Raw genomic sequence first — 14,888 nt, 5'->3', positions numbered from 1 at the left:
AAATACTCCAATGTCATATGCATTAAAAGGATTGAAAATCCTCGATTTTTCTACACTTTTACCCGGCCCGTTTGCCACATTATATCTTGCTGATTTAGGTGCAGAAGTTGTGCATATTGAATCACCCACCCGACCGGACCTGTTGCGATTAATGCCACCCTTTGCCAATGGACAGGCCACTTCACAAAGTTATTTGAATCGAAACAAGCAATCGGTTGCTTTAGATTTGAAAGATCCTGCGAATATTGAACTGGTTAAATCCAAGATTGCAGATTATGACATCGTGATTGAGCAATTCCGTCCAGGGGTGATGCAGCGTCTTGGGCTAGACTATCAAACCTTAAGCGAAATTAATCCAAAATTGATTTACTGTTCCATTACCGGTTATGGCCAAACTGGCACATATAAAGATAAGGCAGGGCATGACATTAATTATCTGGCTTTATCTGGAATTGCCGGACACAGTGGCCGGATTGAAAATGGCCCACCCGCCTTGGGAATTCAGGTTGCTGATGTTGCGGGTGGTTCCATGCATGCCGTGATTGCGATTCTGGCTGCGGTGATTGAACGCCAGCAAAGTGGCAAAGGCCAGTATATTGATATTTCCATGACCGATTGCGTGGTGACGATGAATAATCTGGCGGCTTCTGCCAGTCTGGCTGGCAATCAGCATCAGAGACCTGAATCAGGGTATCTGAATGGCGGGACTTTTTACGACTATTATGAAACTCAGGATGAGCGTTATCTGTCGATTGGCAGTCTGGAACCACAATTTATGCAGGGATTGGCTCAGGCTTTAGAGCTGCCGATTCTTCTGGAAAAAGGCGCTTCTTATGCCGCTGAAGATCATGCTGCGGTGAAGCAGGCGATTCAGAATACAATCAAGACCAAGCCATTGGCTGCATGGCAAACGCTGTTTGCTGCGCTGGATGTCTGTGTCGAACCGGTGCTGAAACTTGAAGAAGCATTGCATTCTGATATGGCCCAGCAGCGGGGATGGGTAGTACAGGTGCCACTCAAATCCAACAGTCAGCAGACCGAAGCACAACTGGCTTGTCCGATTAAATTTTCACGTTCCACGATACGTTATGAATTTGTAGGGCAGCAATTGGGAGAGAGTCAAAATTGGTAGCATTTTTAAAGTGTTAATAGAGTAAATAACGAGAGTAGAGGGAAATCTTTCTATATGAAAATAAGTAATAATGATTGAAGAATTTAATCATTATCACTTTAAATTTAATCCAATGCTGTAAATACTGAGATCCGTGAAACTTTGGCAGGCTTATCAATAAAACCGCTATGAAATATGTATAAAAAGCATTTTATTGATAGTTTTAATCTCGTTATCCTTGCCGACGATATAATAGAAACTACTAGCTGTACGCCATGTATTTATATACTGATTTCGATCAGCAACTGATCAATGAACGTGTTGCACAGTTCCGTGACCAAACGGAACGTTATTTAGCGGGTAAATTGACGGAAGATGAATACCGTCCGCTTCGTCTGCAAAACGGCCTTTATGTACAACGTTATGCGCCGATGTTGCGTATCGCGGTGCCTTATGGTCTGATGAATTCAAAACAATTGCGTAAAATTGCAGAATTAGCCAAAGACTATGACCGTGGCTATGCGCACGTATCAACACGTCAAAATATTCAGTTTAACTGGCCTGCACTTGAAAACGTACCAGACATGTTGCAAGAACTGGCATCCGTTCAGATGCATGCGATTCAGACCTCAGGTAACTGTATCCGTAATACCACGACGGATCAGTATGCAGGTGTGGTTGCCGGTGAAGTGGCTGACCCACGTCCGACCTGTGAGTTGATTCGTCAGTGGTCAACGTTCCACCCGGAATTTGCCTTCTTGCCACGTAAGTTCAAAATTGCGGTTTCTGCGCTTGAAGAAACCGATCGTGCAGCAACTGCATTCCACGATATCGGTGTGTATATCGTGCGTAATGAAGCAGGCGAAATGGGCTATAAAATCAAAGTCGGTGGTGGTCTCGGCCGTACGCCGGTGATTGGTAGCTTTATTCGTGAATTCTTGCCACGTGAAGACCTGATTGCTTATTTGGAAGCAGTACTTCGTGTATATAACTTGCATGGTCGTCGCGACAACAAATATAAAGCGCGTATCAAGATTCTGGTAAAAGCTTTAACACCAGCAGTATTTGCCGAGAAAGTTGAAGCTGAATTTGAGCATACGATTAAAACACTGAAAATCGATGCAGACACCTTGGCGAAAATGGATGAGAACTTCACGCCATTCGATTACCAAGATTATGCAGATGAAGATTTCACTGAACTGTTTGCACAATATCCAAAATTCAAACAGTGGTTCAACATCAATACCAATGCACATAAAGTGAAAGGTTATCGTATCGTGACGATTTCACTGAAACGTGCCGGGATTGCACCGGGTGATGTCAGCACAGAAGAAATGAACCTGATTGCAGATCTTGCAGATCAGTACACTTTCGGTGAGCTGCGTACCACGCATGAACAAAACATCTCACTGGTGGATGTACCGCAAAAAGATTTGTTCGCTGTATGGCAAACTCTTGACCAAAATAACCTGGCACGTGCGCATATCGGTTTCTTGACCGACATTATTTGCTGCCCGGGCGGTGATTTCTGTTCATTGGCGAATGCGAAATCGATTCCGATTTCTGAAGCAATTTCACGCCGTTTTGATGATCTGGATACGATTTATAACCTAGGTAAACTGGATCTGAATATTTCAGGCTGTATGAATGCCTGTGGTCACCACCACGTTGGTAACATCGGTATTTTAGGTGTAGACAAAAAAGGCGCTGAGTTCTACCAGATTACGCTTGGTGGAAATGCGGATCATGATGCGTCGATTGGTGACATTCTTGGCCCATCATTTGCAGCCGAAGTCGTGCCTGATATCGTAGAAGAAATTCTGAATACTTATCTTGATCTACGTCAGGATGGTGAAGAGTTTATCGATACTTATCGCCGTGTCGGCATTCAACCATTCAAGGAGCGTGCATATGCTTAATACCGCACTTCAAGTGCTCTCTAAAGATGGCACGATTGCAGACAATACCTATCAATTGATGGGTGAAGATGATGTTTTACCACAGGGTGATGTGGTTCTGACTGTGGATCAGTTAGACCAGATTGCCAATATATCAGGTAAAAAAGCATTGTACTTAACCGTCGATGCTTCTCCTGAAAACCATGAATTTCCATTAGATCAGCTAGACGCAATCTTTATCGAGTTTGCCGGTTTTAATGATGGTCGTGGTTATTCATTTGCAGCAATTCTTCGCCGTCAGGGTTTCCAAGGTGAACTACGTGCCACCGGTGATGTGTTTAAAGATGTGCTGAATTACATGAAGCGTTCTGGTTTCGACACTTTTGTGATTAAAGAAGGTAAAGATATTCAGGAAGCAGCTGCCGGTTTGAATGATTTCAAAAATCCGTATCAGGCATCGACTGCGGTTGCACAGGCACATTATCAAACAGGTGCATAATTTAAATTATGCTGCTGTCGAAAAGCCGGATTGATTCCGGCTTTTTTATGTCTTGATAAAAACCTTTAGTTTTTTTCAAGTTGACAGTTGATCATCCAGTGAATTCCAAACTGATCGCTAAAGGCAGCATAAAGTGCGCCCCAAAAGGTTTTTTCTAGCGGCATCTCAATTTGACCATTCACCGATAAAGCATTAAAAAGTCGTTGTGCTTCAGTTTGTTCGCTGGCGTCTAAGTTAATGGAAATATAATGGTTATTACCTTGTATGAACACGGTATTGGTTTGCGTGCAAAATTGATCATTCGTATCGGATGCCATCAGTTCTGTAAATTCGTTAATGGGAAGTGAGATATGCAGGATTTTATTTTTATCCGCTTCTGACAGCATGATCCCTTCTTCAGCTGGCATTTCACCATAACGACTCAGACTTGAAAATTCGCCTCCAAAAACTGATTTATAAAAATTAAAGGCTGCTTCAGCCTGACCTTGGAAATTGAGGTAATGATTCAGTTGCATGGGAGAACTCCCTTTTATTTACTTGCTTTAATCTACGCCACTTTGCGGTACTTTGCGTGAGCAAGCCTTATCAAAATGTAAGCGAAAAAAATCCTCCAGATGAGGAGGGTTTTTAACTCCCTCTCCTTATATGGGAGAGGGATGGGGTGAGGGAAGAGGTTAAAGTAATTCAATCGCCACAGCAGTCGCTTCACCGCCACCAATACACAGTGCTGCAACCCCTTTTTTTCCACCGGTACGTTTCAGTGCATGAATCAAAGTCAGGATAATACGTGAACCGGTAGAGCCCACAGGATGGCCGAGTGCACATGCACCACCATTGATGTTGACTTTTTCAGGGTCTAGCTTGAACTCATCCATTGGGCACATGGTCACCATGGCAAAGGCTTCATTGATTTCCCAAAGATCGACATCTTGTGCATCCCAACCGGTTTTATTTAAAACTTTCTGAATGGCACCGACTGGAGCAATGGTAAATTCAGATGGATGTTGCGAATTTGAAGCATAAGCAACAATTTTGGCTAAAGGATTTAAACCTTTTGCTGCTGCATTGTCAGCCGAGGTAATTACTAAAGCTGATGCGCCATCTGAAATCGAGCTGGCATTGGCCGCCGTAATCGTACCGTCTTTAGCGAAAGCAGGACGCAATGTTGGAATTTTATCGATGTTGGCATTGAACGGCTGTTCGTCTTTATCAACGACCACATCACCTTTACGGGTTTTAACTACTACAGGCACGATTTCATCAGCAAAGTAGCCTTCATTGACCGCAGTTTGCGCACGTTTTAATGAGCGAATCGCAAAATCATCCATTTGCTCACGGCTATAACCTTTGGTATTTGCCATATCTTGGGCAAATGAACCCATCAAGCGACCTGTTTCAGCATCTTCCAAGCCATCCAGGAACATATGGTCTTTGATTTCACCGTGACCCATACGGAAACCGCCACGTGCTTTTGGCAATACATAAGGCGCATTGGTCATGGATTCCATACCGCCGGCAACCACGATATCAGCAGAACCTGCTTTAATCATGTCAGCCGCTTGCATGACGGCTTTCATGCCTGAACCACATAATTTATTAATGGTCACAGCACCAGTAGAATCTGGAAGACCAGCTTGACGCATCGCTTGACGTGCAGGGCCTTGCTTTAAGCCTGCCGGAAGGACACAACCCATAATGACTTCTTCAATATCCGCTGGTTGCAGACCAGCACGGGAAATTGCCTCTTTAATGGTGACCGCACCGAGTTCTGGAGCAGTTACACTTGCAAGACTACCCTGAAAGCCACCCATGGCTGTACGTGCACCATTGACAATTACGATGTCAGTCATTGTTCTCTCTCCGTATGAGTTTTAATCAATTTTTCAAACTTAAGCAGTATATTGAAAAAAACTCAGGATTGAAGCCTTAATCGCAGCGAAGCATAAACTGGATAGTTCTGTTAGCAAGATGAGAGACTTTCAATCCTGATATGGCCCATTTTGCTGAGTACAATACGCTGTTGGCTAGAAAGATGGGTAGAACAATAATAGAAACTGCCATTTGAACCAATCGGCAGGGCAGTGTGCGCTTGATAAGTGACACTCGGTAAACTCAAAGTTCCTCGCCAACTTAGGTTACCGTATTTGAGGTTCAGTGCATCAATATGTAAAATTTGTTCGCCTGCATCCACTTGCCTGTTTTTATTGTTATCAATGAAAACCAGCATGTTCTTATTCCATTGATTGGCTTGGCAACTCAGAGAATCTTGGCTGGGACAGATCACAATATTTTGGTGAAACACTGCAGCCTGGCTGCGTGCATAGCGATTAATTTGAGATAATTTGATCGGAATACTTTTGGCTTCCTGTTTCGATCGATACTCATGGAAGTACGGTAGGGCGATACTGACGAGAATTGCGATCATTGCAATACAGATAATTAACTCAACAATAGTGAACGCTCTTGTTATTTTTTTATACATAGAGTTACCTGATTTATATATTATTTTTATAATAAAGATGTTATTAATTATACGTTTTTTATGCTTTATTGAGCGTGTAAATCAGTGCTTACTTAAGTTTCAAGAAAGCTGTTAAAAATAATTGGCAATCACAATAGGTCATTCAGAATAAAAAATTGAGTAAAAATTTACCGAATTACAACGGAAATTGTAAGTAATTTTGTCAATAATTTACTTGATTAGATTTATCAAGCACTTGGAAAAAGAAGAAAGTGTTTGTATGATGCCATGTGAATAGCTTAAGAATAATACTGGGGTAATAAAAAGCCTATCTCAGGATGGCCTAATTACGGGCTTGAGCTTGAACAACAATTGTTATATCTGGAGGATAAATCCATGAAAATGAGTCGTATTGCTTTAGCTATGCTTGTAGCTGCACCTTTTGCTGCTGCCAATGCAGGCGTAACTGTTACTCCGTTAATGCTTGGTTATACTTGGCAGGACACTAAACACAACAACGGTCAATCACAGTTATTATCTTCAAAACTTGGTCAAGGCGAAATGAAAGACGACTTGTTCGTTGGCGCTGCGATTGGTGTTGAACTAACTCCATGGTTAGGTTTCGAAGCTGAATATAACCAAGTGAAAGGCGATGTTAGCCAAATGAATGGTTCGCGTAATCGTGAACAACGTCCTGATACACAAGTTCTACCTGGTGCTGAGTACAAATCAACTCAAATCAATGGTAACTTCTATGTTACTTCTGATTTAATCACTGGCAACTATGACAGCAAAGTGAAGCCTTATCTATTAGCAGGTGCCGGTCACTACAAATACAAATTTGATGGCGTAGGTCGTGAGAACTCTGTAAATGCAGCAAATGCGATTGACCGTGGTAACACTGAAGAAGGTACTCTAGGTAATGCAGGTATCGGTGCATTCTGGCACATTAACGATGCATTGGCGCTCCGTACAGAAGCTCGTGGTACTTATCACTTCGACGAACAGTTCTGGAACTATACAGCACTTGCTGGTCTTAACGTAGTTCTAGGTGGCCGTTTGAAACCAGCTGCTCCAGTGGTAGAAGTTGCTCCAGTTGAGCCAGTAACGCCAGTTGCTCCAGCTCCACAAGAGTTGACTGAAGACCTGAACATGGAACTTCGTGTGTTCTTTGATACCAACAAATCAAACATCAAAGATCAATACAAACCAGAAATCGCGAAAGTTGCTGAGAAGCTAGTTGAATATCCAAACGCTACTGCTCGCATCGAAGGTCACACTGATAACACTGGTCCACGTGCATTAAACGAACGTTTATCTCTAGCGCGTGCTAACTCTGTTAAATCTTCACTTGTGAACGAATACAACGTTGACGCATCTCGTTTGTCTACTCAAGGTTTCGCTTGGGATCAACCGATTGCTGACAACAACACTAAAGAAGGTCGTGCTATGAACCGTCGTGTATTCGCGACGATTACTGGTAGCCGTACTGTTTTAGCTGAACAGCCAGTTGTAGAACAACCAGCTCAATAATTCGTTATTGAATACTGATTAAAAAAGGCGGCTCTTTGGAGTCGCTTTTTTTATACCTGTATTTTGACTACACTTAGCCCGTTAAGATGTCGTTGAGTAAAAATATGAGTGTCGAAATTCCTGAAGACTTGCACAATCTGGAAGCCAATGGTGGAATTTTTGCAATATGGATGATTTTTCATCATTATGGAATTGATTTGAATATTCCTGATTTAACTCAGCTCTGTCAACATGACCCTGAAATGGGAAGCTCCAGCATCGCACTTGCGGTTGCTTTAAAAACACTGGGTCTGGATGTCGATTTTTATACTGAACATGATGCAGATAAACAGCCAATTGAAGTCGATTTCTATCAACAAGCACATCGCTTAAATATTCCTGTTATAGAACAGCCATTGTCTTATGCAGAAATTCAGGAAAATGTAGAAGCTGGACGTTTTGTGATTGTGTTCTATGACACCCTAGAGGGAGTGGGGAATCATTCCCTGATATATGAAATCGACAAATATGAAATCAGCTTCTTTGATAGTTTTGAGTCCATGCCTAAAGAGGTATTTGAGCAGCAGCGACAGGCAGACGGAATTTGCCAGCAAGCGATTGTGATTGATGATCGAAATTTTGTGATGCGTCATGGTTAATTCAAGAAATAAAAAAATCAGCCCGTAAGCTGATTTTTTAATGAATAATTTTTTATTCCTGATCAAGTTTCATGGGCTGTACATCCATCTCTTGATAAGAGACTAGTTTGGTTTTTTTCTTCCATTTGTATCCAAACCAAATGGCCAGGAACAGCGGAATACTGATATAGGTCGATAACACACCCATCCATTGACCGGCCAAAACATCCTGATAGTTTTGTCCGAGAACAACAATCGCACACAGGATAAATGCAAACCAAGGAGCAAAAGGAAAGAATTTAGCGCGATAAGCCAGATCTTCCAGTTTATATCCTTGTGCCAGATACCCTTTACGGAAACGGTAATGTGAAATGGCAATCCCGAGCCAGACAATAAAGCCACACATCCCCGACATATTCAGCAGCCAGTTAAAGACTTCCTGTTCACCAAAGAAAGTAGTCAAGAAGCATAGAGCTGCGATCGCCGTAGTGGCATAGAGTGCATTCATCGGCACACCACGCGGGTCCAGACGCGCAAACATTTTAGGTGCACTGCCTTTACGTGCCATATCAAACAGCATACGGGTAGATGAATACATGCCCGAGTTGCCTGCAGATAGAATAGCCGTCAAGATCACCGCATTCATGATACTGGCGGCAAAGGCAAAACCGGCTTTTTCATACAATAAGGTAAATGGCGAAAGCGCAATATTATCTGTTGCAGCTGCCTGTAATAAACGTGGGTCATTATAGGCAATTAAGGTGCCAATAATGAAAATACATACGATATAAAACAACAGGATACGCCAGAAAATCTGTTTGATGGCGACCGGAATGGTTTTCTTTGGATCTTTCGATTCACCTGCCGCGACACCGACCATTTCGGTACCCTGGAAAGAGAATCCGGCAATCATGGCCACGCCAATTAATGCCTGGAAACCACCGACAAAGGGTGCATCACCAATGCTCCAGTTGGCAAATGCTTCTGCACCCGGGGTGAGCATGATCTTCACGATCATCCAGATTCCGATGATGATAAAGGCAATGATTGCGAGAACTTTCACCAGAGAAAAGAAAAACTCAGATTCGCCAAAGCCTTTTACCGTCAGTGCATTAATCCCGAAAATAATAGCAAGGAAAATGGCGCTCCAGTACACGCCCGGAATATCTGGAAACCAGAATTTCATAATGAACTGAACAGCAACCAGCTCAAAAGCCACGGTAATAGCCCAGTTGTACCAGTAGTTCCAACCTAAAGCGAAACCAAAACCACCTTCGACATATTTGGTGCCGTAAGTGAAAAATGCACCTGAGGTCGGATTGTGCGTGGCAAGTTCACCCAAGCTGGTCATCAGGAAATAAATCATGATCCCAATCAGTACATATGCAAGTAGTGCACCGCCTGGTCCAGCATTGGCAATGGTCGCCCCTGAGGCCAGGAATAGACCTGTACCAATTGATCCGCCAATTGCGATCATATTCAGATGACGAGCACCCAGCTTACGCTGCAGCTGCATCGTGTTTTGCGTTTCGCTCATCATGATTCCTTAACATTTTTTTGAGTGCTGGCGAAGAGCACTTTAAAGCCTTGTTGATCCGCTTTTACTGTGCAGCGACCAAAGTTTTGTTCAATCAGGGTCGGGTAGTTCAAGAAACGGTTGGCCACAATCCAAAGCTCGCCGCCCGATTTTAAATGACGACGCGAGGTTTTACACAAGGTTTCGCTGGCTGTGTAATCGGTCTCGATTCCCATATGAAAAGGCGGATTACTCACAATGGCATGCAGGAACAAGGGTGCATCCTCAATGCCTGTAACCGCTTTGATTTCAATCTGTTCAGGAGTAAGCTGGTTTTCTTCAAATGTCATTTGTGTAGAAGCCAGTGCAAAGGCATCAACATCCATGGCAAAAATCCGGTTTTTCGGATTCAATTTTGCCAAATACGCACTAATCACCCCTGCACCACAACCAAAGTCAGCGATTTTACCTGAAGTGACTTGTGACAAATAAGGTAATAGTGTGGCAGTTCCTACATCCAAACGGTTTTGACTAAAAACGCCTGGAAGTGCACAAATATTCAGGTCGCCATTTGGTGTCGATACGGTATAACGCTGTGCCCAGTCTGCAAGTGCTTTTTTCTCGACCGTATGATCTAGAACCAATTGCCAAAGCTGGCAATGACGTGCGCTGTCGAGTTTGAGTGTTTTACCAAAAGGCTGCAACTGTTTGGCTGCGCGTTCTATCCCGCCTTTCTTTTCACCGACCAGAAAAACACTGCTACCCGGTTTAAGCTGCGCTGCTACAGTGTGCAGTAAATAATTTAACAGTTCTTTAGACTTGGGTACAAAAATAACCGCCTGATCAAACTCAGCTTCAGGCATCTCTGCACCAAAATGCACATCTGCTTGTTGTGACTGGAAATATTGAAAATCGTTAAAATTCCATGTCCAGACAGCGGGATTGATAGAGGCATCGAATTCAGCGAGCAGATCATCTGTTGGTGCATTAATCAGTAAGATGCGACCCGACAAAAAATCATATTGTCTTAATAAAACTTCGCTTTTAGGATCCATAGGTATCTCTCCAATATAAAGAACACTGCCTAAGTCTGACCTAGACAGTGTTCTTTGGACATGAAATTACTTCTTTGTTTCAGGAAGTACTACATTCAGAATAAGGGCAGCGATACCACCAGTAGCAACGCCTGAGCTAAAGATATTACGGAATAACTCAGGAAGATGTTCAAGAATTTGTGGAACTTGTGCAACACCTAAACCCAGTGCCAGTGAAATCGCAATAATCAGCAAGGCGCGACGGTCCAGATGAACACCAGACAGAATGTTAATACCAGATGCTGCAACTGCGCCAAACATGACCATGACTGCGCCACCCAGTACCGCTTGCGGAACGGCCTGAATAATACCAGCAACTGCAGGCAGCAAACCAAGAATAACCAGCAAAGCAGCAATCCAGATGCCGACATAACGACTCGCTACGCCCGTCAACTGAATCACACCGTTATTTTGTGCAAATACCGAACTTGGGAAGGTGTTAAAAATACCGGCAAGGAATGAATTCGCGCCATTGACCAGTACACCGCCTTTAATGCGCTGCATCCATTTTGGACCATCAACTGGCTGGTTGGAAAGCTTTGAAGTCGCAGTGATATCACCAATCGCTTCTAAAGAGGTCACCAGATAGATGAATGCCATCGGAATAAACAGGCTCCAGGAGAAGCTTAAACCGAAATGCATTGGGGTTGGAATCTGTACCAACGGTGCATCTTTTAGACCAGAGAAATCCAGATGCCCCATAAAGCCCGCCAGAACATAACCACAGATTAGGGCGATCAAAATGGCAGAACTTTTTACCCAGGTAATCCGGATACGGTTCAGAATAATAATCAACGCCAAGACGGTACAAGACATGATCAGGTTGTCAGCATTGGCAAAAGTTTTATCGCTCATGGCCTGATAACCACCACCCATGCTGATTAAACCTTCTTTAATTAAGGTCAAACCAATCAGCAGCACAACAATCCCGGTCACCAAAGGGGTAATCAGTTTTTTGATCCAAGGCAGAATTTGTGACACGCCCATTTCAATGAATGCACCTGCAATCACCACACCAAAAATAGAAGCCATGACTGCTTCTACAGGTGTACCTGCAGCCACCATGGCTGAACCAATACCAATAATTGGACCGATGAAGTTAAAGCTGGTTCCTTGGACAATCAGCAGACCGGCACCAAATGGCCCCACTTTTTTAGACTGTAAAAAAGTTGCGATGCCCGAGATCACCAAGGACATGGACAAAATCATGTTGGTGTCTTCTTTGGAAACACCGAGCGCCAAACAAATCAGCAGGCCAGGGGTCACAATCGGGACAATAATCGCCAGTAAGTGCTGGAATGCAGCTAAAAAAGCAATCAGTGGTTTTGGTCGATCTTCGAGACCGTATACCAGGTCGAGTTGATCTTTAGAAGGAGGAGATTGATTAAAATCAGACATGTGTCAATGCAAATTAAGGCTGGGTGGCGCTATTCTAATCGAGTTACACGTCTTTACAAAATCAAAAAAGCCCCAACTGGGCAAAAAAAGTTGAGGAGTGTGGTTACAGTGACTATAAAAGTTTTGTATTTTTCTGTATAATTTGCCCTCAAATTACATACGCATTGAATTTACATGTCAGATATTAAAACTCTCCGTAACATCGCCATTATTGCGCACGTCGATCATGGTAAAACCACTCTTGTAGACAAACTTTTGCAACAATCAGGTGCTCTCGGTGATCGCGCGGGTGAGATCGAGCGTGTCATGGATTCTGGCGCTATTGAAAGCGAACGTGGTATTACCATTCTTGCAAAAAATACTGCAATCAAATGGTTAGATGAACGTACCAATACTGAATACCGCATTAACATCGTGGACACCCCGGGACACGCCGACTTCGGTGGTGAAGTTGAACGTGTAATGTCGATGGTTGACTGCGTACTTCTTCTTGTAGACTCACAAGAAGGCCCGATGCCACAAACTCGTTTCGTAACGCAAAAAGCGTTCGCACGTGGTTTAAAACCAATCGTGATTATTAACAAAGTCGACAAGCCAAGCGCGCGTCCAGACTGGGTAATTGACCAAGTATTTGATTTGTTCGATAACTTAGGTGCTTCTGACGAACAGTTAGACTTCCCAGTTGTTTATGCTTCAGGCCTTCGTGGTGTTGCTGGTCCTTCTCCAGAAGAACTTGCTGAAGACATGACTCCGTTGTTCCAAACGATCGTAGACATCGTTGAACCACCAGCGGTTGACGTTGACGGTCCATTCCAAATGCAAGTATCTTCACTTGACTATAACAGCTTCGTAGGCGTTATCGGTATTGGTCGCATCCAGCGTGGTTCAGTGAAATTAAACACACAAGTAACTGTAATCGATAAAGATGGCAAAACACGTAACGGCCGTATCTTAAAAATCATGGGTTATCATGGTCTAGATCGCGTTGACGTTGAAGAAGCTTCTGCAGGCGATATCGTTTGTGTAACAGGTATCGATGCACTCAACATTTCTGACACCATCTGTGATCCGAAAAATGTTGAAGCTTTACCTCCATTATCTGTAGATGAACCTACAGTATCGATGACATTCCAGGTAAACAACTCACCGTTTGCTGGTAAAGAAGGTAAGTTCGTAACTTCACGTAATATCCGTGAACGTCTAGACCGCGAATTGATTCACAACGTAGCATTACGTGTTGAAGATACTGACAGCCCAGACCGTTTCAAAGTATCTGGTCGTGGTGAACTTCACCTTTCAGTTCTTATTGAAAACATGCGTCGTGAAGGCTTCGAAATGGGCGTATCTCGTCCACAAGTAATCATCAAAGAAATTGATGGTGAAAAACAAGAGCCATACGAAAACGTTACTTTTGACGTTGAAGAACAGCACCAAGGTGCTGTAATGGAACAAATGGGTCACCGTAAAGGCGAAATGACCAATATGGAAGTTGACGGTAAAGGCCGTATCCGTATTGAAGCAACTGTTCCTTCACGCGGTCTGATTGGTTTCCGTTCTGAATTCCTGACCATGACTTCTGGTACAGGGATCATGACGTCTAGCTTCTCGCATTACGGTCCAATGAAGCAAGGTACTGTTGCGAAACGTCAAAACGGTGTACTGATTTCTATGGTTCAAGGTACTTGCCTGGGCTATGCACTGTTCACACTTCAAGACCGTGGTCGTCTATTCGCGAAACCACAGTTAGAAGTTTATGAAGGTATGATCATCGGTATTAACTCTCGTTCAGACGACATGACAGTTAACCCGACTAAAGCAAAACAGTTAACGAACGTACGTGCTTCTGGTACTGACGATGCGTTGACTCTTGTTCCTGCGATTGAATATACACTTGAGCAAGCGCTTGAGTTTATTGAAGATGATGAACTAGTAGAAGTAACACCTAAGTCAATCCGTATCCGTAAGCGTTTCTTGACTGAAAACGAACGTAAACGTAACCGTTCAGGTAAATAATCGCTAGATTATTTCGGGTTTTCAGAAACCGTAATCTTTTCGAAGATTACGGTTTTTTTATATGGCGGATTCAAGCGGCAAGTGCAACAGTATAAAAACCAGCCATAACTTCACTAGGCGTATACCAACCTAGTGTTTTTCTAGGACGATGGTTGAGTGCAAATTCTATCTGCTCTATTTGTTCGTTTGACACGTCATCAAACGATGATGATTTTGGCAGATATTGCCGGATTAAACCATTCGTATTTTCATTCCTTGCTCGTTGAATAGACTTGTAAGGATCAGCAAAATACGTATCTATGCCGGCATCAGTGATTCTTTTGTGTTCGGCAAATTCCTTACCATTATCAAAAGTAACACTATAAGCATGGCTCATCCGTAAACGATCTAATGCACAAGTAATCGTTTGAGAGGATGCTCTCGTTGGCCCTAAATGAACAATATGTACGTACAGGCTCTTTCGATCAACGAGAGTTAATAAAGCACCTTTATGATGTTTACCAATTACAGTGTCACCTTCGAAATCTCCTAAACGTTGTCGTTGATCAATGACCTGGTCTCGGCAATGAATACTTGTTTTATCAATGATTTGCCCCCTACGATCCGTGTTTTTGTAACCTCGTTTTCGATATTTCTTCTGATGCCTTAAATGTAGGTGGAGTTTACCGCCTTTTGATTTATCTTCATAAATGTACTGGTAAATCCACTCATGTGAAGGTACATCCAGCCAACCGCGTTGTGTTAAAGC

13 protein-coding genes are annotated in these 14,888 nt (G+C 43.1%); 6 read left to right on the top strand and 7 right to left on the bottom strand.

Going from position 1 to position 14,888, the window contains the following annotated elements; all coding sequences use genetic code 11:
• Positions 1 to 10 precede the first annotated feature (10 nt).
• From ACNPNW_RS07810 to ACNPNW_RS07800, 3 genes are all read left to right on the top strand, one after another.
• Positions 11 to 1,132, top strand: coding sequence for a CaiB/BaiF CoA transferase family protein (locus ACNPNW_RS07810; RefSeq protein ID WP_448766846.1), 1,122 nt, complete (start codon positions 11 to 13; stop codon positions 1,130 to 1,132).
• Positions 1,133 to 1,386: 254 nt separating this feature from the next.
• Positions 1,387 to 3,030 (top strand): nitrite/sulfite reductase, encoded by a 1,644-nt coding sequence (locus ACNPNW_RS07805; RefSeq protein WP_338839963.1) that lies wholly within the window; start codon positions 1,387 to 1,389, stop codon positions 3,028 to 3,030.
• Entirely contained in the window at positions 3,023 to 3,508 is a 486-nt protein-coding gene (locus ACNPNW_RS07800; protein WP_448766845.1) for a DUF934 domain-containing protein, read from the top strand. Before ACNPNW_RS07805 ends, ACNPNW_RS07800 begins: the two co-directional genes overlap by 8 nt.
• Before the next feature lie 65 nt (positions 3,509 to 3,573).
• Here ACNPNW_RS07800 and ACNPNW_RS07795 read toward each other — a convergent pair whose 3' ends face one another.
• The 3 genes from ACNPNW_RS07795 to ACNPNW_RS07785 all read right to left on the bottom strand — a co-directional run bounded on the left by ACNPNW_RS07795 (position 3,574) and on the right by ACNPNW_RS07785 (position 5,990).
• Positions 3,574 to 4,023 carry a VOC family protein gene (locus tag ACNPNW_RS07795; RefSeq protein WP_448766844.1) on the bottom strand — a complete coding sequence of 150 codons (450 nt, stop codon included), beginning with the start codon at positions 4,021 to 4,023 and terminating at the stop codon, positions 3,574 to 3,576.
• A gap of 159 nt (positions 4,024 to 4,182) precedes the next feature.
• Positions 4,183 to 5,358, bottom strand: coding sequence for a thiolase family protein (locus ACNPNW_RS07790; protein ID WP_448766843.1), 1,176 nt, complete (start codon positions 5,356 to 5,358; stop codon positions 4,183 to 4,185).
• Positions 5,359 to 5,468: 110 nt separating this feature from the next.
• Positions 5,469 to 5,990 carry a GspH/FimT family pseudopilin gene (locus ACNPNW_RS07785; RefSeq protein ID WP_253113496.1) on the bottom strand — a complete coding sequence of 174 codons (522 nt, stop codon included), beginning with the start codon at positions 5,988 to 5,990 and terminating at the stop codon, positions 5,469 to 5,471.
• A 375-nt stretch (positions 5,991 to 6,365) separates the two neighbouring features.
• Here ACNPNW_RS07785 and omp38 point away from each other — a divergent pair, with 375 nt between their 5' ends.
• Complete coding sequence (gene omp38 / locus ACNPNW_RS07780) at positions 6,366 to 7,502, top strand: outer membrane protein Omp38 (protein ID WP_253113493.1); 1,137 nt, start codon at positions 6,366 to 6,368, stop codon at positions 7,500 to 7,502.
• A 104-nt stretch (positions 7,503 to 7,606) separates the two neighbouring features.
• A complete protein-coding gene (locus tag ACNPNW_RS07775) occupies positions 7,607 to 8,140 on the top strand; it encodes a cysteine peptidase family C39 domain-containing protein (RefSeq protein ID WP_448766842.1) in 534 nt (177 codons plus the stop codon).
• 52 nt (positions 8,141 to 8,192) lie between these two features.
• Here the strand turns inward: ACNPNW_RS07775 and ACNPNW_RS07770 are convergent, their stop codons facing one another.
• The 3 genes from ACNPNW_RS07770 to ACNPNW_RS07760 form a co-directional block, all read right to left on the bottom strand.
• On the bottom strand, positions 8,193 to 9,656 hold the full coding sequence (locus ACNPNW_RS07770; RefSeq protein ID WP_121980021.1) for an amino acid permease: 1,464 nt from the start codon (positions 9,654 to 9,656) through the stop codon (positions 8,193 to 8,195).
• Entirely contained in the window at positions 9,656 to 10,690 is a 1,035-nt protein-coding gene (locus ACNPNW_RS07765; RefSeq protein WP_005106145.1) for a methyltransferase, read from the bottom strand. The genes ACNPNW_RS07770 and ACNPNW_RS07765 overlap by 1 nt, the downstream gene beginning before the upstream one ends.
• A 66-nt stretch (positions 10,691 to 10,756) precedes the next feature.
• Positions 10,757 to 12,127: a uracil-xanthine permease family protein gene (locus ACNPNW_RS07760; protein ID WP_004281715.1), complete on the bottom strand. Its 1,371-nt coding sequence runs from the start codon at positions 12,125 to 12,127 to the stop codon at positions 10,757 to 10,759.
• Between the two features lie 174 nt (positions 12,128 to 12,301).
• Here ACNPNW_RS07760 and typA point away from each other — a divergent pair, with 174 nt between their 5' ends.
• Entirely contained in the window at positions 12,302 to 14,140 is a 1,839-nt protein-coding gene (gene typA, locus ACNPNW_RS07755) for a translational GTPase TypA (RefSeq protein WP_004281716.1), read from the top strand.
• A gap of 70 nt (positions 14,141 to 14,210) precedes the next feature.
• On the opposite strand, the gene ACNPNW_RS07750 is transcribed toward typA, so the two are convergent.
• The coding region (locus tag ACNPNW_RS07750) for an IS30 family transposase (protein WP_411691960.1) at positions 14,211 to 14,888 on the bottom strand (678 nt) is incomplete at its 5' end.

The organism is Acinetobacter endophylla (assembly GCF_053543775.1).
The sequence above is the reverse complement of the archived record's forward strand: the minus strand, read 5'-3'. Positions and strand labels throughout refer to the sequence as shown.